The 21,233-nt window shown below is 62.7% G+C and carries 21 protein-coding genes; 6 read left to right on the top strand and 15 right to left on the bottom strand.

The genetic code is table 11. The annotated features are described in order from the left end of the window. Positions 1–165: 165 nt before the first annotated feature. Positions 166–399, top strand: coding sequence for a hypothetical protein (locus tag P2T68_RS06380; RefSeq protein WP_024073530.1), 234 nt, complete (start codon positions 166–168; stop codon positions 397–399). A gap of 192 nt (positions 400–591) precedes the next feature. Continuing rightward, a complete protein-coding gene (locus tag P2T68_RS06385) occupies positions 592–1,362 on the top strand; it encodes a transporter substrate-binding domain-containing protein (protein WP_277379738.1) in 771 nt (256 codons plus the stop codon). A 65-nt stretch (positions 1,363–1,427) separates the two neighbouring features. Here P2T68_RS06385 and P2T68_RS06390 read toward each other — a convergent pair whose 3' ends face one another. From P2T68_RS06390 to P2T68_RS06410, 5 genes are all read right to left on the bottom strand, one after another. Further along, positions 1,428–2,171 (bottom strand): YkgJ family cysteine cluster protein, encoded by a 744-nt coding sequence (locus P2T68_RS06390; RefSeq protein ID WP_150056044.1) that lies wholly within the window; start codon positions 2,169–2,171, stop codon positions 1,428–1,430. Positions 2,172–2,279: 108 nt separating this feature from the next. Then, on the bottom strand, positions 2,280–2,762 hold the full coding sequence (locus P2T68_RS06395) for a GNAT family N-acetyltransferase (protein ID WP_277379162.1): 483 nt from the start codon (positions 2,760–2,762) through the stop codon (positions 2,280–2,282). Positions 2,763–2,765: 3 nt separating this feature from the next. After that, positions 2,766–3,668, bottom strand: coding sequence for a chemotaxis protein (locus P2T68_RS06400; protein WP_024073534.1), 903 nt, complete (start codon positions 3,666–3,668; stop codon positions 2,766–2,768). 308 nt (positions 3,669–3,976) lie between these two features. After that, positions 3,977–4,951, bottom strand: coding sequence for a D-glycerate dehydrogenase (locus P2T68_RS06405; protein ID WP_277379163.1), 975 nt, complete (start codon positions 4,949–4,951; stop codon positions 3,977–3,979). A 371-nt stretch (positions 4,952–5,322) separates the two neighbouring features. Beyond that, positions 5,323–6,291, bottom strand: a complete 969-nt coding sequence (locus P2T68_RS06410; RefSeq protein ID WP_024073536.1) for a LysR family transcriptional regulator — start codon at positions 6,289–6,291, stop codon at positions 5,323–5,325. 183 nt (positions 6,292–6,474) lie between these two features. Between P2T68_RS06410 and P2T68_RS06415 the strand changes: the two genes are divergently transcribed. The 4 genes from P2T68_RS06415 to P2T68_RS06430 are packed head-to-tail and all read left to right on the top strand — an operon-like array spanning position 6,475 to position 11,259. Continuing rightward, a complete protein-coding gene (locus P2T68_RS06415) occupies positions 6,475–8,010 on the top strand; it encodes an efflux transporter outer membrane subunit (protein ID WP_024073537.1) in 1,536 nt (511 codons plus the stop codon). A 10-nt stretch (positions 8,011–8,020) separates the two neighbouring features. Next, positions 8,021–10,198 carry an FUSC family protein gene (locus tag P2T68_RS06420; protein WP_277379164.1) on the top strand — a complete coding sequence of 726 codons (2,178 nt, stop codon included), beginning with the start codon at positions 8,021–8,023 and terminating at the stop codon, positions 10,196–10,198. Next, positions 10,188–10,388: a DUF1656 domain-containing protein gene (locus P2T68_RS06425; RefSeq protein ID WP_010565658.1), complete on the top strand. Its 201-nt coding sequence runs from the start codon at positions 10,188–10,190 to the stop codon at positions 10,386–10,388. The genes P2T68_RS06420 and P2T68_RS06425 overlap by 11 nt, the downstream gene beginning before the upstream one ends. A 10-nt stretch (positions 10,389–10,398) precedes the next feature. After that, positions 10,399–11,259: an HlyD family secretion protein gene (locus tag P2T68_RS06430; RefSeq protein ID WP_024073539.1), complete on the top strand. Its 861-nt coding sequence runs from the start codon at positions 10,399–10,401 to the stop codon at positions 11,257–11,259. A 34-nt stretch (positions 11,260–11,293) separates the two neighbouring features. On the opposite strand, the gene P2T68_RS06435 is transcribed toward P2T68_RS06430, so the two are convergent. The 10 genes from P2T68_RS06435 to P2T68_RS06480 form a co-directional block, all read right to left on the bottom strand. After that, positions 11,294–12,196, bottom strand: a complete 903-nt coding sequence (locus P2T68_RS06435) for an HlyD family efflux transporter periplasmic adaptor subunit (protein ID WP_168232430.1) — start codon at positions 12,194–12,196, stop codon at positions 11,294–11,296. Continuing rightward, the gene (locus P2T68_RS06440) at positions 12,193–12,945 is read right to left on the bottom strand and encodes an ABC transporter ATP-binding protein (protein ID WP_069075292.1); all 753 of its coding nucleotides are present in this window, start codon (positions 12,943–12,945) and stop codon (positions 12,193–12,195) included. The genes P2T68_RS06435 and P2T68_RS06440 overlap by 4 nt, the downstream gene beginning before the upstream one ends. Before the next feature lie 7 nt (positions 12,946–12,952). Next, complete coding sequence (locus P2T68_RS06445; RefSeq protein ID WP_024073542.1) at positions 12,953–14,083, bottom strand: ABC transporter permease; 1,131 nt, start codon at positions 14,081–14,083, stop codon at positions 12,953–12,955. After that, positions 14,083–15,429, bottom strand: coding sequence for an efflux transporter outer membrane subunit (locus P2T68_RS06450; RefSeq protein ID WP_277379165.1), 1,347 nt, complete (start codon positions 15,427–15,429; stop codon positions 14,083–14,085). Before P2T68_RS06450 ends, P2T68_RS06445 begins: the two co-directional genes overlap by 1 nt. Before the next feature lie 307 nt (positions 15,430–15,736). Next, positions 15,737–16,138: a DUF4440 domain-containing protein gene (locus P2T68_RS06455; RefSeq protein ID WP_102625642.1), complete on the bottom strand. Its 402-nt coding sequence runs from the start codon at positions 16,136–16,138 to the stop codon at positions 15,737–15,739. Further along, the gene (locus P2T68_RS06460; protein ID WP_024073545.1) at positions 16,139–16,951 is read right to left on the bottom strand and encodes an SDR family oxidoreductase; all 813 of its coding nucleotides are present in this window, start codon (positions 16,949–16,951) and stop codon (positions 16,139–16,141) included. It abuts the gene before it with no gap. Positions 16,952–16,965: 14 nt separating this feature from the next. After that, on the bottom strand, positions 16,966–17,430 hold the full coding sequence (locus P2T68_RS06465; RefSeq protein ID WP_024073546.1) for a hypothetical protein: 465 nt from the start codon (positions 17,428–17,430) through the stop codon (positions 16,966–16,968). A gap of 263 nt (positions 17,431–17,693) precedes the next feature. Then, the gene (locus P2T68_RS06470; RefSeq protein WP_024073547.1) at positions 17,694–19,145 is read right to left on the bottom strand and encodes a mannose-1-phosphate guanylyltransferase/mannose-6-phosphate isomerase; all 1,452 of its coding nucleotides are present in this window, start codon (positions 19,143–19,145) and stop codon (positions 17,694–17,696) included. Between the two features lie 220 nt (positions 19,146–19,365). Next, complete coding sequence (locus P2T68_RS06475) at positions 19,366–20,022, bottom strand: alginate O-acetyltransferase AlgF (RefSeq protein WP_024073549.1); 657 nt, start codon at positions 20,020–20,022, stop codon at positions 19,366–19,368. Between the two features lie 16 nt (positions 20,023–20,038). Further along, positions 20,039–21,223 carry an alginate O-acetyltransferase gene (locus P2T68_RS06480; RefSeq protein ID WP_024073550.1) on the bottom strand — a complete coding sequence of 395 codons (1,185 nt, stop codon included), beginning with the start codon at positions 21,221–21,223 and terminating at the stop codon, positions 20,039–20,041. Between the last annotated feature and the right edge of the window lie 10 nt (positions 21,224–21,233).

Here is a 21,233-nt window from a genome sequence, read left to right on the forward strand (position 1 = left end):
CGCGCCAACCCGGTCAGCAAGGTGACTGCTAACTGACAGCGCTGTCAGTAAACTCCGACCATTCGTACAGGTGGTGGTTAAAGATCCGAAGGGCGCAGGTATACTGCGCGCCAGTGTGGCCCGCAAGTCGGCCCCGCATCATTTTTTGCACGCTCCGGAGCTTCCATGAATTCCCCGACACAACCCCCTGTTGAAGCGACCGACATCGTCGATCCGGCCAGCGCCGAAAGCGTTGAGAAGACCGAGATCCCGGCGTTCAAGTTTCCGTTCAAGCCGGGTGAACTGGCCGGGGCGAAAAATGCGGCCCAGCCTTGGTACAAGAACGGCGCCAAGAACGGCCACACCAAGTCGCCGGGCATGGCGCCACCGGGGACGCGTCGTTCAATGGGTAAACGCTGAGACTAACAAGTCGCACGCTGTGTCGACTATTGCCTACAGCGCGTGCTGATATTTCTGCTTGTAGGTCCGCGTCTATTTCTTGAAAGCTTGCACGACATTTGCTCCACCCCGGTCGGCTTTTACCGGGGGGCGGGGCGTGGTGAGGCTGGTTTTCCGGAAAAGGACGTCCCCGTGACCCTGAGACACCGCTGTGTGGCGCATACCTTATGGCTGTTGAGTGTGGTGTTCTGCACGGCAGCGGCGGGTGACCCACCCCGTCATGAAATTCGCTTCGCCGTCGCCGCACAATTTCCCCCGTTCCAAAGCCGCAATCAGCAAGGCCAACTGGTCGGGCTGAATATCGAACTGGGCAACGCTTTATGCCTGCAACTGAATGTGCGCTGTACCTGGGTCGACCAGGTGCTTGTGGAGAACTTCCCGGCCCTGGATGCCCACCAATTCGATGCGATCATGGGCATAGCCCAGACGTCGAAGCGGCGGCAATGGGCGAACTTCACCGAAGACCTCTATCCGTTCACCACACGCCTGGTGGCCCGAAAATCATCGGGCCTGCTGCCCAGCGTGCGGTCCTTGAAAGGCAAGTGTGTCGGCGTATTGGTGGGGAGCAACCGCGAAGCCTTTGCCCTGGCGCAGTGGGCGCCGAAAGGCGTTATCGTCAAGGGCTTCTGGCGCAATGATGAGCTGGTACGCAGCCTGGTGGCAGGCGATATCGATGCCACGCTGCAAGGCACCGTGGAAATTCGCGAAGCCTTGCTCGACAGCGCCGAGGGCCAGGATTTCGATTTCCTCGGGCCCGCGGTTTCCGGGGAATTGCTGGGCAGCGGTGTGGCGATCGCCGTGCGCAAGCCTGACACCGCATTGCGCAATGAGCTTAACGGCGCGTTGGAGCAACTGATGCACAACGGCGAATACCAGCGGATCATCCAGCCTTACCGCCTGGACGCCCCATTCTCCTCGCCGTGATGGCTAATAATTGCGCGGAACATGCGCTGGGAATGTCGCCCGCTATCGTGAGCGGGCCTGAAAGGCTAAGCCGCTCGCAACGGGATGAACGCATAATTGGCCGGCACCTCGGTGGCAATCTGCGCCCCGGCGTCGAGCAGCTGTTCGGCGATGTCCATCCCCGACACATGAAACACCCACTCATTGGCCACGCTCGGCTGGTCCGCCGCCCGCTCGATCGCTTGGGCAAACGCGCCCATGTCCGGCAGGTATGCGGTAAACCCATCGCCCTTGAGCGCCGTGGTCCGAATACCCAGCAAGGCGCACACCGCCTCCTTGGTCTGCACATCGTCACGGTCGGCCTGGCGCGAGCGGCGGATCAGTTCGGCCAGTTCCAGGTCCATCAACTCACCGCCGACGATCAGCGCCGGGCCCTGTTCCCAGGATTCCGGCGGGCAATCCTTGGCAGCCGGGTTCAGCGGGATATGCGGGTTGATCTCCATCGGGTAGATGCGGCACACCAGTGGCCGGCGCTCATAGATGCGACACAGGTTGTCTTCGTCAAGATTCCGGCAGCGTCCAGCGTTGTAGGCGGCAAATGTGATGGCCACGAACGCTTCGGTATTGCCGCTGGGCACCACCACTGATCGGCGTTCTGCGTGCTCACGTTGTGGCTGGGGCAGGCCCAGGCCATTGCCGAGAAAACCCTCCACCAGAACGATGACATTACCGCCGTCAGCCGCCCACTGTCGGGCTTCTTCGAGGGTCAGGGGGACATGGTGGTCGGTGCAGCATTTACCGCAACCGACACAGGAAAAATGAGTGTTCATGGCGGAACTGTCACCAGGCAAGGTCAGAAGGCACGCTCGAACGGCGACGGGTTATGACCTCTTTCCACCATTCAATGACTCTGGAAGCAAGTTATGCGCCAGCCTCTGTCAGTCCTCGACGACCACATCCCGCAGTACGAAGACCATGCCCGTACTTTCATACAGCTTGCGCGCGCGCAGGTTGCTTTCCAGTACCTTGAGATCCACATAGGGGTCACCGCGCTGCTTGAACACTTGGAAGGCATGCAGCAACAGGGCCCGGCCCAGCCCTTGGCCCTGGGCGCAAGGGTGAACTGAAAGGTTCTTGATGAAGGCGCTGGTCCAGCATTGGGCCACGCCGAGAACGCCTTCGCCGTTACTGGCGACCAGGCAGAGCGTGGGGTCGAATTCGGCATCGGTAATGAATTGGTGCCGCCAGGTTTCCAGCTGGGCGACGCGGCCACCGCCCTGGGCCTGGGTCATGCGCAATACCGCATGAATGGCCGGGGCCAGGTCGTCGCGATAATGATCCAACACCGTCCCGGCCGGCCATTGCGGCGCGGGCAGGCTGCCGGTGAGGTCGCGGCGTAGCAGCTGGAAATACTCGGCCACCGCCTACAGGCCTTTTTCGGCCACGGCCTTGGCGGCGACGACCAGGCACTTGGTCAGTTCCGGCGAGGAGAATTTGGTCAGCACTGCGTTGGCTCCGGCCAGGCGGGCTTTTTCGCTGTTCATTGCACTGTCCAGGGAGGTGTGCAACAGCACATAGAGGTCCTGGAAGTCCGGGGTTTCGCGCAAGGTACGGGTGAGGGCGTAGCCGTCCATCTCGGACATCTCGATGTCCGAGACCACCACATTGATCTGTTCGACCGTGCCTTGCAGCTCCAGCAACACGTCGATGGCTTCCTTGGCACTGCGTGCGGTATGGCAGGTCAGGCCGAGGTTGCGCAGGGTGTGCACCGATTGTTGCAATGCCACTTGGCTGTCATCGACCACCAGAATCCGCGCGTTGCCGAGCACTTCGGCCTCTTCCATGGTCAAGTCGGTCGGCGCCACTTCAATCGGCGCCGGCGCGATGGCGTGGATGACTTTTTCGATGTCCAGCACCTGCACCAGCCCGCCTTCCACCTGCGTGACCCCGGTGATAAACGAGCGGTTGCCGCCCGAACCGTAGGGTGGCGGGCGGATATCGGTGGTCAGGCAATGCACGATCTTGCTTACCGCCTGTACATGCAGGCCCTGTTTGGAGCGGCTGACGTCAGTAACGATCAGGCAACCACCGTCCGGGTCGGCCAGGGGCATTTCCCCCAGGGCACGGCTCAGGTCGATCACCGACAGCGAGGCCCCGCGCAAGGTGGCGATACCCTTCACATGGGGGTGGGACTCCGGCAGCTTGGTCAGCGGCGGGCAGGGGATGATTTCACTGACTTTCAGCAGGTTGATAGCCATCAGCTTGCCGCTACGCAAGGTAAAGAGCAGAAGCGAGAGTGAGTCTGCGCGGGCTTTAGTGGTGGACATAAAAACCTTCTGTGAATCAAGGATGACGAACTTCTATTGAGGGTTATCGACTTGGGCGGGCCAGGCTTTAACCGGATTTTGTGCTGGGGTGAATTCATGTGGGCGGGTCAACCCTAAAGTCAGTCAGTCAAGCGTACATTGCTTTCTCTTCTGTAGGAGCGAGCTTGCTCGCGAAAAACCTCAACGATAACGCGTGCTTCCTGAATGAACGCGGCGCCTGTGAGTTTTTCGCGAGCAAGCTCGCTCCTACAAAAAAAAGCCTTAACTGACTGGCGTTAGGTAAGCCCCCCGCCCACATCGGATTCCTGTCAGCCTTTCCAGACGTGTGGGTTAACCAGGTCCCGCGGGCGTTGGCCCAGCAGGGCCGCGCGCAGGTTGTCCAGCGCGCGGTTGGCCATGGCTTCGCGGGTTTCGTCGGTGGCCGAGCCGATATGCGGCAGGGTCACCGCGTTGCTCAGTTGAAACAGCGGCGATTCGCTCAGCGGTTCTTTCTCGTACACATCCAGGCCGGCACCGCGAATGGTGTGGTTTTGCAGGGCCTGGATCAGTGCCGGTTCATCCACCACCGGGCCACGGGAAATGTTGATCAGGATGGCGCTGGATTTCATCAGCCCCAGTTCGCGGGTGCTGATCAGGTGACGGGTCTTGTCGCTCAACGGCACGACCAGGCATACGAAATCCGCCTCGGCCAGCAATTGGTCCAGGCTGCGAAACTGTGCGCCCAGTTCCTGTTCCAACGCGGTCTTGCGGCTGTTGCCGCTGTACAGGATCGGCATGTTGAACCCCAGGCGCCCGCGACGGGCCACGGCCGCGCCGATATTGCCCATGCCGACGATGCCGAGGGTCTTGCCATGCACATCGCAGCCAAACAGCGGTGCGCCAACACTGGCTTTCCACTGGCCGGCCTTGGTCCAGGCATCCAGTTCGGCCACGCGGCGCGCGCTGCTCATCAGCAGGGCGAAGGCCAGGTCGGCGGTGCTTTCGGTAAGTACGTCAGGGGTGTTGGTGAGCATGATCCCGCGCTCGTTGAAGTACGCCACATCATAGTTGTCGTAGCCCACCGACACGCTGGAGACCACTTCCAGCCTGCTCGCCCCTTCGAGCTGTTCGCGGCCCAGCTTGCGGCCTACGCCGATCAGGCCATGGGCATGGGGCAGGGCTTCGTTGAACTGTGCATTGATGTCACCCAGCTTGGGGTTGGGCGCGATCACCTCGAAATCCTGTTGCAGGCGTTCGATCATGGGCGGGGTGATACGGCTGAAGGCGAGGACAGTCTTTTTCATTGCAGGCGGGCTCATCGACTACGGAAGAATGCCAAGCACGCTAACATTCCTGGTTACGATTGTCAGGACATGCACCGCTGTGGGAGATCCCGCTGAATCTCCGACTCAGCGCTGCCGCACAGCAACGCCTGTGGCGAGCGGGCTGTTGTGGCAAGCCCTAATGCCGTTCAGTTAAGGCTTTTTTGTAGGAGCGAGCTTGCTCGCGAAGAACTCACAGGCGCCGCGTTGATTCAGGAAACACGCGTGATCGTTGACGTTTTTCGCGAGCAAGCTCGCTCCTACAGAAGGCGATGTACGCTTAACTGAACGGCATTATGGCAAGCCCGCTCGCCACACCAACCCGCTCACTACACAAGTGGGGTCGTTTAATATCAGTTCGCCATCCGCACGCTGCCCAGGCTGCCGCTCACCTCATACGCCACCAGCTCCGCCTGGTGCGCCGCCAGAATCTCCGGCAGCGAGCCGCGCAGGTATTCCACCCACGTCTTGATCTTCGCATCCAGGTACTGGCGCGACGGGTAGATGGCGTACAGGTTCAATTCCTGGGACCGGTAGTTGGGCATGACCCGCACCAGCGTGCCGTTGCGCAAGCCTTCGATGGCGGCGTACACCGGCAGCAGGCCGACGCCCATGCCGCTGGTGATCGCGGTTTTCATCGCGTCGGCCGAGTTCACCAGGAACGGCGAGGTGTTGATCGCTACGCTTTCCTGGCCTTCGGGGCCGTTGAAGGTCCATTTGTCCAGTTGGATCACCGGGCTGACCAGGCGCAGGCACGCGTGGTTGAGCAAGTCATGGGGGCGTTGCGCGCAGCCCTTGGCCTTGACGTAATCCGGCGAGGCACAGGCGATGCTGTAGGTAATGCCCAGGCGCTGGGACACGAAACCCGAATCCGGCAGCTCGCTGGCCAGCACGATGGACACGTCGTAGCCCTCGTCGAGCAGGTCTGGCACGCGGTTGGCCAGGGTCAGGTCGAAGGTCACGTCGGGATGAGTCCGGCGGTAGCGCGCAATCGCATCGATGACGAAATGCTGGCCGATACCGGTCATGGTATGCACTTTCAACTGCCCGGCCGGGCGTGCATGGGCGTCACTGGCCTCGGCCTCGGCCTCCTCGACATAGGCCAGGATCTGTTCGCAGCGCAGCAAATAACGTTTGCCGGCTTCTGTCAGTGCGATGCGTCGGGTGGTGCGGTTGAGCAAGCGGGTTTGCAGATGGGCCTCCAGGTTGGAGACTGCGCGCGAGACGTTGGCAGTGGTGGTGTCCAGTTGGGCGGCGGCGGCGGTGAAGCTGCCGGCTTCGGCCACGCAACTGAAAGCGCGCATGTTTTGCAAAGTGTCCATGGAGTGTTCTCAGGGGAGATAACAAATTGTGACAGAAAGTTACGCCGTCCAGTGATCCCTACCAACGGATTATCGCCTGAACGGTAACAAAGATTCACAGGAATACCAGCTTATCGCCATTCCCCTGGCCGCCTAGAATTGCGCCACCTTCCCCGCAACACCCACCTCAGGAATTCGTTCGCCGTGCCGCGTCGCATCAGCAGAGAGCTGAAGACTCTCATTTACAGGGAGCTGAAGGCTCTCAGTGTTTGCGCCTTATCGTTAGCAATCAGCGGCTGCATCGGAACCGGAGGAATCGCCCCCCAAGGCCAGGCCCTCGACGCCAATCAATTGGCCACCGACGAGGCGATCCAGAGCGCCGCGCGCGACGCCCACTGGCCCACCGCCCAATGGTGGCAAGCCTACGGCGACCCGCAATTGAACCGCTGGGTCGACCTCGCTACGCGCGACAGCCCAAGCATGGCCATCGCCGCTGCTCGGGTGCGCGAAGCGCGGGCCATGGCCGGGATTGCCGAGTCGGCCGAGTCGTTGCAGATCAACAGTGACACCACCCTCAAACGCCACAACTGGCCGAACGATCAGTTCTACGGCCCGGGTGCATTGAGCGGTTCCAACACCTGGGACAACAATACGTCCCTGGGCTTCAGCTACGCACTCGACCTGTGGGGCCGCGAAAGCAACGCCACCGAACGTGCCGTCGACCTGGCGCACATGAGCGCGGCCGAAGCCCGCCAGGCTCAGCTGGAATTGCAGAACAACGTGGTACGCGCCTATATCCAGCTGTCGTTGCACTACGCCAACCGCGATATCGTCGCGGCGACGTTGGCCCAGCAACAGCAGATTCTCGATCTGGCCAATAAGCGCCTGAACGCCGGGATCGGCACCCATTTCGATGTCAGCCAGGCCGAAACCCCGCTGCCGGAAACCCACCGTCAATTGGATGCGCTGGACGAAGAAATCGCCCTGAGCCGTAACCAGTTGGCCGCGTTGGCGGGCAAGGGGCCGGGGGAGGGCGCGCAGTTGCAACGCCCCACGTTGTCCCTTGCGGCACCCCTGAAGTTGCCATCGAGCCTGCCGGTGCAACTGCTTGGCCAGCGTCCCGACGTGGTCGCCAGCCGTTGGCAGGTCGCGGCGCAAGCCCGTGGCATCGATGTGGCGCATGCCGGTTTCTATCCCAATGTCGACCTGGTCGGCAGCCTCGGCTACATGGCCACCGGCGGTGGCCTGCTGGGCTTTCTCGCCGGCAAGAAATTCAATTACAACGTCGGCCCGGCGATCACCTTGCCCATTTTCGACGGCGGCCGCCTGCGGGCAGAGTTGGGCGAGGCCAGCGCCGGCTATGACATCGCCGTGGCGCGCTACAACCAGACCCTGGTCAATGCGCTCAAGGGCATCAGCGACCAGTTGATCCGCCGCGAATCCATGGACAAGCAGGCGGGTTTTGCCGCGCAGTCGGTGGCCTCGGCGCAGAAAACCTACGACATCGCGATGATCGCCTACCAGCGTGGCCTTACCGACTACCTCAATGTGCTGAACGCCCAGACCCTGTTGTTCCGCCAGCAGCAAGTCGAGCAGCAAGTGCAGGCGGCCCGCTTGAGCGCGCATGCCGAACTGGTGACCGCCCTGGGCGGCGGCGTCAGAGCCGGCGACGACGTACCGCAGGACACCAGGACCCTCCCGAGCAAAACCCCTGCGGCGCTTGCCGTGTTTGATCACTGAGTAGGCGTTCATGACTCCCTTGCCTGCACCGCTGCGCTGGTTGCACTCCCTTGAGTGGCGCCGTGGCTTTTTCGACTGGGCACGCAGTGATGGCGTGACTTGGGTGTACATCTTCAAGGTACTGATCGCTGCCTTCCTCACGCTGTGGCTGGCCATGCGTCTGGAACTGCCGCAACCGCGCACCGCGATGATCACCGTGTTTATCGTGATGCAACCGCAGAGCGGGCAGGTGTTCGCCAAGAGCTTCTATCGTTTCCTCGGCACCCTCGCGGGGTCGGCGGTGATGGTGTTGTTGATTGCGTTGTTTGCGCAGAACACCGAGTTGTTCCTGGGGGCGCTGGCGATCTGGGTCGGCATTTGCACCGCTGGCGCGACACGCAATCGCAACTTTCGCGCCTACGGGTTTGTGCTCGCGGGCTATACAGCGGCGATGGTCGGCTTGCCGGCCCTGGCCCATCCCGATGGCGCCTTTATGGCGGCGGTATGGCGGGTGTTGGAAATCTCCTTGGGGATTCTCTGTTCCACGCTGGTCAGCGCCGCGATCCTGCCGCAGACCTCCAGCGCCGCGATGCGCAATGCGTTGTACCAACGCTTCGGCGTGTTCGCGCTGTTCGTCACCGATGGCCTGCGCGGGCGCAGCCAGCGTGAAGGGTTCGAGGCCACCAATGTGCGCTTTATCGCCGAAGCCGTGGGCCTGGAAGGGTTGCGCAGCCTCACCGTATTCGAAGACCCGCACATGCGTCGACGCAACGGCCGGCTCAGTCGTCTCAACAGCGAGTTCATGAGCATCACCACGCGCTTCAATGCCTTGCACCAGTTGCTCGAACGCCTGCGCGCCGACGCTGCCGATCACGTTGTCGCGGCGATCAAGCCGGGGTTGCAGGACCTTGCCGAAGTGCTCGACGGTTTCTCCGGGCGTGCCCTGACCAGCCCCGACGCCGCGCGCCTGGTCAACCAGCTGAGCGCCTACAAGGATGGCCTGCCCGCCAAGGTGCGCAGCTTGCGCGCGATCTTCCAGGAGGGGCACCCGAGCGAGGCCGAGCAGCTGGATTTCCATACTGCCTACGAGCTGCTCTACCGCTTTGTCGACGACCTGCACAACTACGCGCAGACCCACGCCTCCCTGGCCGACCACAGCCATGCGCGCGAACAGTGGGACGAAACCTTCAGCCCGAAAACCAACTGGCTGGCCTGCGCCGCCTCGGGCATTCGCGCATCGTTCATCCTGATCGTGCTCGGCAGTTACTGGGTTGCCACCGCCTGGCCCAGCGGCGCCACCATGACCATGATCGCCGCCGCCACCGTCGGCCTGTCCGCCGCCACGCCCAACCCCAAGCGCATGGCGTTCCAGATGGCCTGCGGCACGTTCATCGGCGCGCTGGTCGGCTTTGTCGAAATGTTCTTCGTGTTCCCCTGGATCGATGGCTTCCCGTTGCTGTGCGTGATGCTCGCGCCGGTGATCATCCTCGGCGCCTTCCTCGCTTCACGCCCGCAATACGCCGGGGTGGGGGTGGGCCTGCTGATCTTTTTCAGCACCGGTTCGGTGCCGGATAACCTCACGGTCTACAACCCCTACAGCTTTATCAATGACTACATCGCCATGATCCTCGGCATGCTGGTGTGCGCGGCGGCGGGGGCGATCATCCTGCCGCCCAACAGCCGCTGGCTGTGGCGCCGCCTGGAGCAGGACCTGCGCGAGCAAGTGGTGTATGCGATCAGTGGCAAGCTCAAGGGCCTGGCGTCGAGTTTCGAAAGCCGTACCCGCGACCTGCTTCACCAGGCCTACGGCCTCGCCGTCGGCCAGCCGCAGGTGCAGCGCGATTTGCTGCGCTGGATGTTCATGGTGCTGGAAGTCGGCCACGCGATCATCGAGTTGCGCAAGGAACAGGCGATCCTGCCGGTGCACCCGGCCTATGCCGAATCCCAGCCGTGGCGCCAGGCGATCCGGGTAATGGGGCGCTCGCTGGTGCGACTGTTCCTGCAACCCAGCGCGAGCAACCTGGAGCGCGGGCTGATTGCCGTCGACCACGCGATCAGCCGTGTACAGGCCACCGACGAACCCTTCGCCCCGCACTTCGACACATCCGCCCTGCGCCGGGTGAAGAGCTACCTGCACTTTATCCGCACCTCGTTGCTGGACCCGCAATCGCCGTTGGCGGCCCTCAAAGGATCCCCGCATGCCTCGTGAAATCGCCTTCCACGGCGTCTATATGCCGACCATGACCCTGATGTTCTTGATCGCGGCGGGCCTGGCCTGGGCGCTTGATCGCTTCCTGGCCGGGTTCGACCTGTACCGTTTTTTCTGGCACCCGGCGTTGCTGCGCCTGAGCCTGTTCGTTTGCCTGTTCGGCGCCCTGGCGCTGACCGTCTACCGTTGAGAATGCCCCGATGAAAAAGTTTTTCAGCCTGCTTGCGACCTTGCTGGTACTGGCTTTGGCAATCTGGATTGGCCGCACGCTGTGGGTGCATTACATGGAGACACCCTGGACCCGCGACGGCCGTGTGCGCGCCGACATCATCAACGTTGCGGCCGACGTCACCGGCGAAGTGGTCGACGTGCCGGTGCGCGACAACCAGTTGGTGAAAAAGGGCGACCTGCTGATGCAGATCGACCCCGAGCACTACCGCATCGCCGTCAAGCAGGCGCAGTCCCTGGTGGCGTCCCGCAAAGCCACCTGGGAAATGCGCAAGGTCAACGCCCACCGCCGTGCCGACCTCGACGCCCTGGTGATCTCCAAGGAAAACCGCGACGACGCCAGCAACATCGCCGACTCGGCCCTGGCCGACTACCAGCATGCGCTGGCGCAACTGGAAGCCGCCGAACTGAACTTGAAGCGCACGCAAGTGGTGGCGGCCGTCGACGGTTACGTCACCAACCTCAATGTGCATCGCGGCGACTACGCGCGCATCGGTGAAGCGAAGATGGCCGTGGTCGATATGAATTCGTTCTGGGTCTACGGCTTCTTCGAAGAAACCAAGCTGCCCCACGTGAAAGTCGGTGACAAAGCCGATATGCAACTGATGAGCGGCGAGACGTTGAAGGGGCACGTAGAAAGCATCTCGCGCGGCATCTACGACCGCGACAACCCGGAGAGTCGCGAGTTGATCGCCGATGTGAACCCGACCTTCAACTGGGTGCGCCTGGCCCAGCGCGTGCCGGTGCGGATTCATATCGATGAAGTGCCCGAAGGCGTGTTGTTGGCGGCGGGGATCACCTGCACGGTGATTGTCGACCCTCTCCAGCACTGAACATCTGCCGGGGTTGCCGGGTCGTGACCATGACCTACGGCCCAAACCTTACCAGCATGCGTTGTCCCACCCGCAGCGACTGCGGCGCCGGTTGATCGAACGCCAATATGCATTCAACCGTACGTGTATTTGCCCTGACCAAGGCGTCGTCTTCCAGGGTGCTGTTGCCCAGTACCGCGCTGATCCGCACCACATGGGCAGACAGCACAACGGAGCCTGCGGCGCTGTCATCGGTGACTTCGGCCTTCATCCCGGGGAGCACCACGCCGGTGAAGGACTCATTGAGCTCGGCCCTGACGATACGCGCCTGGTTCGGCAACAACACGAAGGCCGGCCCGGACTGTGCGGAGACCGCGGCGCCGGGTTGAATCAGGCGACGAACCACTTCGGCGTCGACCGGCGCGCGCAGACTGTGTTTCGCCAGTTCGTAGCGTGCCGCAGTCAGCTTGTTCGCCGCGACTTCAGCGTCTGTCTGGGTCTTTTCAATCTCGTCGCGCAAGCGCTCGGCGGCCTCGTGGGCCTCATCGGCACTCTGGCTGTCGCCGGCGCCTGCCTTGGCGGCGGCGGTCAGGCGGCTGGCCTGCTGCTCGGCAAACTTAAGCTGCCTTGCCAACTGTTTGGCTTGAGTCTGCACCTGTCGTTGCTCGGTCAGCGCGGCGCTGACCGCCAGCTGTGCCAGTTCGCTGTCCAACGTGGCGAGCAATTGGCCTTTCTTGACCTGCTCGCCCTCCGCCACCTTGATCTCGGCGACCACGCCGTCGCGGCCCACGCCGAGCTTGAGCAAACCGCCTTCCACATCGATACGGCCGCGAGCGACGGCCAGGTAGGCGGGGGCCGATGACGTCGGCTGAGGGGGCGCATCTTCACGGGAGCAGGCGCTCAGCAATACAAGTGCGGTATTCAGAAGCAGCCAAGAGCGAAGCGAACGCGCGTTCATACAGAATGTTCCTGGGTACCGACCGTAGCGGCCGGTGGGAAGGGAAGGGATTGATCGTTCAAAATGCGGCCGTCCTCGATGGTCAACACGCGGTCGGAGTTACTGATCAGGCGCGGATCGTGGCTGACGCACAGCACCGTGGTCCCGCGTGTGCGAGCGATGCGGTGCAAAATATCGATCACGATTTGACCGTTGGCCGCATCGAGGGCGCTGGTCGGTTCGTCGGCGAACAACAACTCGGGGGCCTTCGCCACGGCGCGTGCAATGGCTACGCGCTGCTTTTCGCCGCCGGACAATTCGGCCGGGCGCAATTTCATGCGCGGGCCCAGCCCGACATCCTCCAGCGCCTCGATGGCGCGTGCTCGGACTTCCGTGCTCGGCAGCCCCAGGTAGCTCAAGGGCAGTTCGACCTGTTGCTGCGCCGTCAAGGCTGGAAACAGGTTGAACCCCTGGAATATGAAGCCGGTGTGCCGCAGGCGAAAATACTCCAGGGCCCGCGTGTCGAGGCTTGAAAGGTCGTGCCCCAGGGCCGATGCGCTGCCACGGTCGGGCTGCTGCAAGCCGCTGAGAATCGCCAGTAGCGTGCTTTTGCCACAACCGGACGGACCTGAGATCAGGGTCAGCTCGCCGGGTCGTATCGCCAAGCTAATGTCATGCAGCACTGGGGTTACGACCCGCCCCGAGGTGAATGATTTACTGATATTGCTGGCTTGCAGGGTGAAGGGTGGGGCGGATGTCAGGAGGCTCATGGCAGTGCTATCTCAGAAGGCTGGCCGGGTCGGCATGGCGTAAGGTGCGGATGGCCGCCAGGCCCGACACAAGTGCCAGGAGCATGCTCAGGAACAGGCAGGCTACGGCCGCGACGGGCGAGAGCTGCACCGGCACGTTGTAGTGCGCCGCCAGGGCGAAGAACAGGCCTGCAAGCACCGAACTGCCCAGCAGCCCCAGTGCCCCGACCCAGAAAGCCTGCTCCATGACCACTTTGCGCAGGGCGTTCACGCCGACGCCAAGGGCGTTCAAGGTGGCGTACTCGCGGATGGAACCCACGACGGCGGCGACCAGCGTCTGGCTGGTGATGACCGCGCCCACCAGGAACACAATCGCGGCCAGAAACAGCACGCCGGCCCCGGCACCGGTGTCGAACATCCAATACATCTGCGAGCGTTGGGCGAACTGTTTTGCGGTCCATACCGCGTAGTTGCCGAACGCGCGGCCGTCGCTCAGGCGCGCGGCAACAGCGCCTGCCTGAGCGGGATCGCGCACTTTGGCCACCAGGTAGGTAATGCGGTCCGCCGCCGTGGTGGTGTCGAGCTGTCGGGCAGTGGCCAGCGACGCCAGCACGTTGACCCCGCCCAGCGCGCGCAGGCCGCTGGTGACGCCCACCACGCGCACACGTTGCCCGTTGATGGTCGCGGCGTCCCCCAGGTTCACGCCGAGGGTGCTCAGGTCGGCGCGGTCAACGATCACCGCGCCGGGCTCGGCCAGGCGGGCGCGCAGTGCCGTCGGCAGGGCGCGCGCAAACATCAGGCCGTCTGGCCCGGCGTCGATGCCGCTGACAAACACCGACACGCCACCGGTATCTCGCGCACCGCGCCAATCGGCGTCGACCCAGCGAAACGACTCGACGCGCAGTACGTCGGCGTCCATGCGCAGGCGCATTTCCACGCCCGCATCGATCGGTCTCCCGAGGTTGACGCTTTGCGTGCCGGGGTAACCGACCCAGAGGTCAGCCGTAGAGCCGGTGATATAGACGCTGGCACTGCCGAAAATACCCAGCACCAGCGCGGCCTGGAGCAACTGCAGCAACCCCGCGAAGCCCACGGCAATCATCGCGGGCAGGAAGCGCCGCCATTCGTGGACCAGTGTCAGACGGGCAAGCGCCACCATCAGTCAGCATCCTTCAAGGTCGGGTTCGGTAACGGCGCGCCGCCCAGGGCTTTATAAAGCGCGATGTAGGCGATGTCCCGTTCGGTGCTTGCGCTGTCGGCCTGTTGCATGGTTTGGAGCGCCTGCACGTTGGCGGTCGTCAGCTCCAGTGGGCTCATGAGCCCCAGGCGTGCCCGGTGTTGCAAGGCCTCCAGGTGGGTCTGTGTCGCCCTCTGGGCCTGGCGCGAGGCGTGCTCGCGCAGGCGCGTTTGTTCGAGGTCACTCAGGGCGATTTCGGCTTCGGCGACGCCTTGCAACACCGCCTGGCGATAAGCCAGAACCGCGGCCTGCAACAGGTGGCCTTTGGCGCGCGCGGTGGCGACACGTTGGCCCCAGTCGAACAACGGGATACTGATCCCCGGCCCTGCGGAGAAAATGCTGTTGCCGTTGGGCGTGTGCTTGCGGTTGCTGGCAATGTTCAGCGACCACTGCAATGAGGCGCCCAGGCTGAGGTGCGGGTAGATATCGGCACGGCTCATCCCCAACTCCCCGGCGGCCACGAGCACCTCGGCCTCGGCGTTGGTAATTTCCGGGCGTGTGCGCAGCAGGTCCGCCGGCACGCTGTTGAGTTGCCATTGGCCGAGTGCGGGCTGTGGTCCGGGCTTCAGCCAGCGAGGGTCGGGCCCGGGGCGACCGGCCAACAGCGCCAACTGCTGCACATGGCGTTGGATCTGTTGTTGTGGCGCGCTCAGTTGCCTCTCGGCCCGCGCCAGTTCAGCCTCGGCGTCCGCCACGTCAGCGTGCGGCGCCAGGCCAAGCTGCTCGCGCACACGCAGCAGCGCCAGTTTTTCCTGCTGCGCGTCACGAATGGCCGTCAGCGCGCGTTCGGCTTGTTGCGCCGAACGCAGCTCAACCCACTGCCGGGTGACCTCGGCGACCAGCGACACCTGGACGCTGCGCAAGTCGGCGGCCACCAGCGCCTGGTTACCCTCAGCGATGCGATCCGCGCTCTGCCTGGCCCCGAACAGTGGCAGTTCCCACTGCGCATCGAAGCCGATCAAGAAGTACGAACTGCTGGTGTCCGGGCTTATCGCGTCGTGGGTCTTGATCCCGAGCGAGGGCAGATAGGGGGCTTGCGCATGTTGGCTCAACACACGCGCAGCCCGCAGGCGCTCGACTGCGGCGGCGACGTCGAGGTTGTTTTGCAGTGCCTGATCCACCAGGGTGTCGAGTTCAGGATCATTGAATGCCTGCCACCACCGATTGAGGTCGGGCCTGGCCGGCGCCAGAGGGGACGGTGCGTTGCGCCATGCCTCGGGCGCGGGCGGTTTCAACGCGGGCAGAGGCGCGACCGAACAGCCTGTCACCGCAGTTAACCCCAGTGACAGTGTGAGCAGCGTCCGACAGGCGCGCGATGTGTTTGAAGGCTTGATAGGGGTCACCCAAGAGGTACCGGAACGGCTGTGCTGAATCGATGCGGACAGCGATCAACGACAAGCGGGCATGAGGTCTGAGCGCGTTGCGTCAGAAGTCAGCGCGTGACTCTAGCGAGAGTGTCCGTTCAGTTCTGTAGCGAAATTGTATTGACACCCATGAGGGGGACTCAGGGCGATGGGCTGCGCGCGCAAGCGTGGGGGAGCTTGCGCGCGTATTGGCGGGGTGTTGCCTGTGGGTTCAGGCCTGGCAGTACGTCTCGTGCAAATGACGCCACAGCAGCGCGCCGCTGGCCTGTTTCTCGAATACCACCGTGGCCCGGCGATCGGTCTGGGTGCCGCTGTCGTCGATCTGATGTTCGCGGTAACTGACGACGGCGCCGCGTGCATGCCGGTCAATGCCGATCAGTTCGCTCAAGGTGATCTTCAACCCTGGCCGCTGCCCGCCCAGGCGGGTGAACAGGTACTTGACCCCTGCCGCGTTCATGCGTGTGCCGGTGGAGGGCGCAATCATGCTGAACTCCGGCGAGAAGCGCGCGAGCAGCCTCGGCAGGGTGTCTTCAGGCGCCACGCCGGCAAACCATTGTTCGATCTCGACATGGGTCTGGATCACTTCCTCGAAAAAGTCGCTGTAGTCGATCATTTACAAACTCCTATTCAAACCAAAGCGTTTTTTCAACACGGTTTCCAATAATCCTTTGGGCAACAACGCCGCCATCAACGGCAACGCCCGACTGCCATTGCCCGCGCGCAACAGGCGCGGCGGCTGTGGTTGTTGCACGGCCTTGAGCACATCCGCTGCAAACACGCTGGCGGGGGTGGGCTTGTCCTGGGAGGCCTGGCTGCGTGCCCGGATACCCTCGCGCAACGGCCACCACGGCGATTGTTCGTTGATCAACAGCTCAGCCTGGGCCCCGGCGTTTTTTGCAAAGCTTGTATTAATGGCGCCGGGCTGCACTTCCATCACGCGGATGCCAAACGGCGCCAGTTCCATGCGCAATGCATCGCTCAGCGCATGCACCGCCGCCTTGGAGGCGCAGTAGGCGCCAGCGAACGGCGTGACCAATACGCCGGAAACGCTGCCGATATTCACCACCAGGCCTTTGCTGCGGCGCAGGGCCGGGAACAGCGCCTGGGTCACGCCGACGAGGGCAAATACATTGGTCTCGAACTGGCGCTGCATCGCCTCGGTACCGCCGTCGAGCAGCGGGCCCATGGCGCCGTAGCCGGCGTTGTTGACCAGCACATCCAGCTCGCCCAGTTGTTCGGCCAGGCGCTGCAATGCGGCGCTGTCGTTGACGTCGAGTTCGACGGCATTGAAACCCGCGGCGGCGAGGGCGGTGACGTCTTCCGGGCGGCGGGCGCTGGCCCACACGTTGAAGCCGGCGGATTTGAAGGCATCGGCCAGGGCGCGGCCAATACCGCTGGAGCAACCGGTGATCAGTACGTTGGGCATGGATCAGTCCTTTGTCAGTCCGAGAAACTGCCTTGCAGGTGCTCGGCGCGAAATTCCAGGGTTTGCGGGCGATAGCCGGGGCGCAGGGGCGGGGTGGGCAGGCAGTCGTCCCAGGTGGCGCCGGCCTGCAACTCGCCGGGGCCACGATAGCGGGGGGCCGCGTAGACGTTATCGGCCAGGTTGACCGTGTCACCCGGCGCATAGGCGGCGACGCGCCAGCGCAGTTCGGTCAGCGGTACGTCGTTGCCGTTGTTCAGGGTCAGTTTCAGTGGGCGGTCGGCGGGGCATTCCTGCGGCGCGTAGCTGATGCGCAACTCCAAGCGCGCCAGTTGCGAGGCTTCGCGGTTGTCCAGCCAGACCACCCAGACCGCGACAAGGCCCAGGCCGGCAGCGGCGGCAAGCGATACCGGCAGCGCCTTGGCCGGGTAGCGCAGCAGGAGGATCAACCAGGTGATGATCAGGAGAACGCCGAAGAACATGGAGACCACCTCGAATAGGGAACGAGCATCCTAACTTAAGCGTAGGTGGGATTGGCTACCTTGAGTGCTGTGGTGGCCGGGTGGGCCTCATCGGGGGCAAGCCCCCTCCCACACTTGAATGTATTCACAGATCAAAGGTGGGAGGGGGCTTGCCCCCGATGAGGCCCTCACAGCCAGCACAAATCCCCAACAAAAAGCCCCCACCCAACCCACTGCGGATAGGGGACGCAATGGGTTGGGCGAGGGCTTCTTGTACGACTGTTTTACTGCGCGATAGTTTTCACCGACACGCCACGTTCAACCGGCGTCGAGCGACCGTAGATATCTTCAAACCGCTCGATATCGTCTTCGCCCAGATAGCTGCCCGATTGCACTTCGATGATCTCCAGCGGGATCTTGCCCGGGTTGCGCAAGCGGTGCACCGAGGCGATCGGGATGTAGGTGGATTGGTTCTCGGTGAGCAGGAACACGTTCTCGTCACAGGTCACTTCGGCCGTGCCGCTGACCACGATCCAGTGTTCGGCGCGGTGGTGGTGCATCTGCAGCGACAGGCATGCGCCCGGCTTGACCGAGATGTGCTTGACCTGGAAGCGCCCGCCCATGTCCACCGAGTCGTAGGAGCCCCACGGACGGTAGACTTCGCAGTGGTTCTGGGTTTCGCTGCGGCCCTGTTCGTTGAGGGTCGCGACCATCTGCTTGACGCCCTGGACCTTGTCCTTGTGGGCAATCATCATCGCGTCCTTGGTTTCCACTACCACGATGTTGTCCAGGCCGATCACCGATACCAGCTTGCCGTTGCCATGGATCATGCAGTTCTTGCTGTCCTGGATCACGACGTCGCCCTTGGTGACGTTGCCGTTGATGTCTTTATCGTTGACCGCCCACAGCGAGGCCCAGCAACCCACGTCGCTCCAGCCGGCACTCAGCGGTACCACGCAGGCGCGTTGGGTTTTTTCCATCACGGCGTAGTCGATGGAGTTGTCCGGGCAGCAGGCGAAGGTGGCTTCGTCGAAGGTCACGGTATCGGCGGTCTGCTCGCTGCGTTCCAGGGTCAGCACGCAGGTGTCGTAGATGTCCGGATCGTGTTTTTTCAGCTCTTCGAGGAAACGGCTGGCGCGGAACAGGAACATGCCGCTGTTCCAGAAGTAACCGCCGCTTTTGACGAACTCGATGGCGCGTTTTTCATCGGGTTTTTCCACGAACTGTTGCACGCGGCTCACGCCTTCGGGCAGCAGCGAATCGTTGGTGGACTTGATGTAGCCATAGCCGGTTTCCGGGCGGGTCGCCGGCACGCCGAACAGCACCATCTCGCCTCGCTCGGCAGCCACGGTGGCCAGGGCCAGGGCGCGTTGCAGGGCTTTCTGGTCGTCGATCACGTGGTCGGCGGGCAGGACCAGCATCAATTCGTCGCGGCCTTCGTTGACCAGCATCATCGCGGTCAGGGCCACGGCCGGCGCGGTGTTGCGGCCGAAGGGTTCCATCAGGATGCGCTGGCTTTCCAGCTTGCGCGCGCTCAGTTGCTCGTTGACGATGAAACGGTGGTCTTTGTTGCAGACCACGATCGGCGCGTCCATGCCTTCGAATACCAGGCGTTCCAGGGTTTGCTGGAACAGCGTGTGCTCGCCGGTCAGAGCCAGGAATTGTTTCGGGAACTGTTTACGGGAAAGCGGCCAAAGACGTGAGCCGCTACCACCGGAAAGGATTACTGGGATCATGTGTTTCTCCTTGAATCAATTTGGGTCAGAGCTACGAAGGTTTGTCGTTTCACTCTTGTTTTTGTCTCGGTCCGAACTGACGCCTCTGTCCTCTGTAGGGGCGAGCTTGCTCGCGAAGAACTCCCAGACACCGCGTACATCCAGAATTTCCGCGTCATCATTGGCGATTTTCGCGAGCAAGCTCGCTCCTACAGTGGGGGGGCGTCAGTCCGGGAAATAGTTAGCGGGTCGACACGGGGCGTTTCACCCACACTGGCGACAGGCTGCTGCCGGAGCCGGTGACGTACAGCACCGCTGCCTCACCGCGCTCCAACGCAACCGGCTTCACATCGCCGACTTTCTTGTCACCGTCATACAACGCCAGGCTCACCTTCACCGGGTTGATTTCACGCTCGCCACGGCCCTTGGCCGCCACGGACTTGACCACTTCGGTCTTGCCGTCAGCGGTTTTCAGGGTCAGGGCCTTGTCGCTGAGGTTCTGTACGCGCACCAGGGATTTCTGCTTGTTCTTGAACGGCGGTTCTTCGATCAGCTGAGGCTGGCCGCTGCTGTTGTTGACCAGGGTGTAGTAGTGATCGGCGGCGAGCTTGACCGGTACGGTCTGGCTGCCGACCTTGGCGCTGTAGTCGCCGCCGGGCATGAAGCTGAAGTCGCTGCTGGCCAGTGGGGCCACTTCGTTGAGGTTGGTGCTGCCAACTGTCGCGCTGACTTCCTGGTTGGAGGCGTTATAGACGCGCACGAAGCTGGAGCCTTTCGGTGCGACAGGGCCGTACAGGGCGGCGTCACCACCGGCGAAGGCAGACATCGATACAACGCTCATGCCGGCAACCAGTGCCAGGGTCTTGGCGAGACGACGCGGAGTAGTAGTGAAAGTCATGTGAGTTACCTCTCTTTCAGTTTTGCGCCCGGTCGGGCGTCTCGGATTTTTGGTGTTTAACTGGGGTGTTCAGTGCCATGTTTTGTTGGCGCGAACCGGCTTGTTTAAGTTGCGCAACCCACGATGGGTCGGCATCACCGATTTCGTTGTTCACGGGCAGATAACGTTCAGGAAACTCCCAGATCAGCACTTGTGGCGGGCTGTTCTTGAAGTCGTCACTTTTCAGGTAGCTGAGCATCGGCAGGATCGGGCCGTGGCCGTCTTCGGCGTAGCTGACCACGTCGCTGCCCAGGGCTTGCTTGAGCGCACCGACGAAGTTCCAGTTGGGGTTGGCGCTGTAGCTGGTGCCCACCAGTGCTACCGGGGTTTCGCTGTCGGTGAACAGTGCGTCGTCGCCCTTGGTTTCGGCCAGGTGCGTCACGCGTTTTTCCAACGGCTCCTTCGGTGGCATCAGGTTTTCGAACAGTGGGTCCAGGGGCAGGAACAGACGCAGGTCGCCTTTATGCGGTTCGGTCTTTTCGGCTTCGGTGACAAAGCGCTGCGGTTCGCCGTTCAGTGGGGTTTTGTCGGCAATGGTTTTAGCCAACTGCTTGGCGGCGATTTCGGCGCCGTCCGGGGTCCAGTGGGTGTCGGTACGCAGGAACACTTGCTTGCCGCCCAGCTTGGCCTGTTGCAGCGGGCCCAGCAGGTCGGGGGCGATGATGTGGTCGGCGGCGACACGGGCGTGGAAGTCCTGGTACAGGTTGGCGTGGATACTTGCCGGTTTCACTTCGCCCAGGTGTTCCGGGTACAGGCGTACCTTGGCCGGAATGATCGCCATCACCAGCTCAATGCCTTGGGCCTTGAGTTTCTGGCGCACGCCTTCGACCAGGGCGTAGTTGCCTTCCAGGTTCTGGTCTTCGTTGACGGCGGGGTTGAACTCCTCGTCGCTGTACAGCCAGTGATCGCGACCCAGCACCACGCCAGGGCGGCCTTCATTGAACAGCTTGTAGTCCAGCGCGGCCCAGAGGTTGGTGCCGATGCGCTTGATCGGGAACTGGTCGTCGTAGTGCGTCTCGACGGCCTTGGTCCAGCGACCGTTGAGCACGGTCGCATCAGCGTTGGTGCTGAAGCCGAAGAAACTGCGCATCGACCAGGCGCCCAGGGCCAGCAGCACCAGCAGGAACAGTGCGATATAGAGGACGCGGAATGAACGGGTCATGGTCGGCTCC

Source organism: Pseudomonas sp. G11 (assembly GCF_029457515.1).
Classification (GTDB): Bacteria; Pseudomonadota; Gammaproteobacteria; order Pseudomonadales; family Pseudomonadaceae; genus Aquipseudomonas; species Aquipseudomonas gorinensis.

What these genes read in the sequence shown, in the direction of transcription:
- P2T68_RS06380 (WP_024073530.1), top strand. Translation starts at nt 166, where the DNA reads ATGAATTCCCCGACACAACCCCCTGTTGAAGCGACCGACATCGTCGAT.
- P2T68_RS06390 (WP_150056044.1), bottom strand. Translation starts at nt 2,171, where the DNA reads ATGAACACTCATTTTTCCTGTGTCGGTTGCGGTAAATGCTGCACCGAC.
- P2T68_RS06400 (WP_024073534.1), bottom strand. Translation starts at nt 3,668, where the DNA reads ATGTCCACCACTAAAGCCCGCGCAGACTCACTCTCGCTTCTGCTCTTT.
- P2T68_RS06405 (WP_277379163.1), bottom strand. Translation starts at nt 4,951, where the DNA reads ATGAAAAAGACTGTCCTCGCCTTCAGCCGTATCACCCCGCCCATGATC.
- P2T68_RS06410 (WP_024073536.1), bottom strand. Translation starts at nt 6,291, where the DNA reads ATGGACACTTTGCAAAACATGCGCGCTTTCAGTTGCGTGGCCGAAGCC.
- P2T68_RS06420 (WP_277379164.1), top strand. Translation starts at nt 8,021, where the DNA reads ATGACTCCCTTGCCTGCACCGCTGCGCTGGTTGCACTCCCTTGAGTGG.
- P2T68_RS06425 (WP_010565658.1), top strand. Translation starts at nt 10,188, where the DNA reads ATGCCTCGTGAAATCGCCTTCCACGGCGTCTATATGCCGACCATGACC.
- P2T68_RS06430 (WP_024073539.1), top strand. Translation starts at nt 10,399, where the DNA reads ATGAAAAAGTTTTTCAGCCTGCTTGCGACCTTGCTGGTACTGGCTTTG.
- P2T68_RS06435 (WP_168232430.1), bottom strand. Translation starts at nt 12,196, where the DNA reads ATGAACGCGCGTTCGCTTCGCTCTTGGCTGCTTCTGAATACCGCACTT.
- P2T68_RS06440 (WP_069075292.1), bottom strand. Translation starts at nt 12,945, where the DNA reads ATGAGCCTCCTGACATCCGCCCCACCCTTCACCCTGCAAGCCAGCAAT.
- P2T68_RS06445 (WP_024073542.1), bottom strand. Translation starts at nt 14,083, where the DNA reads ATGGTGGCGCTTGCCCGTCTGACACTGGTCCACGAATGGCGGCGCTTC.
- P2T68_RS06455 (WP_102625642.1), bottom strand. Translation starts at nt 16,138, where the DNA reads ATGATCGACTACAGCGACTTTTTCGAGGAAGTGATCCAGACCCATGTC.
- P2T68_RS06460 (WP_024073545.1), bottom strand. Translation starts at nt 16,951, where the DNA reads ATGCCCAACGTACTGATCACCGGTTGCTCCAGCGGTATTGGCCGCGCC.
- P2T68_RS06465 (WP_024073546.1), bottom strand. Translation starts at nt 17,430, where the DNA reads ATGTTCTTCGGCGTTCTCCTGATCATCACCTGGTTGATCCTCCTGCTG.
- P2T68_RS06470 (WP_024073547.1), bottom strand. Translation starts at nt 19,145, where the DNA reads ATGATCCCAGTAATCCTTTCCGGTGGTAGCGGCTCACGTCTTTGGCCG.
- P2T68_RS06475 (WP_024073549.1), bottom strand. Translation starts at nt 20,022, where the DNA reads ATGACTTTCACTACTACTCCGCGTCGTCTCGCCAAGACCCTGGCACTG.
- P2T68_RS06480 (WP_024073550.1), bottom strand. Translation starts at nt 21,223, where the DNA reads ATGACCCGTTCATTCCGCGTCCTCTATATCGCACTGTTCCTGCTGGTG.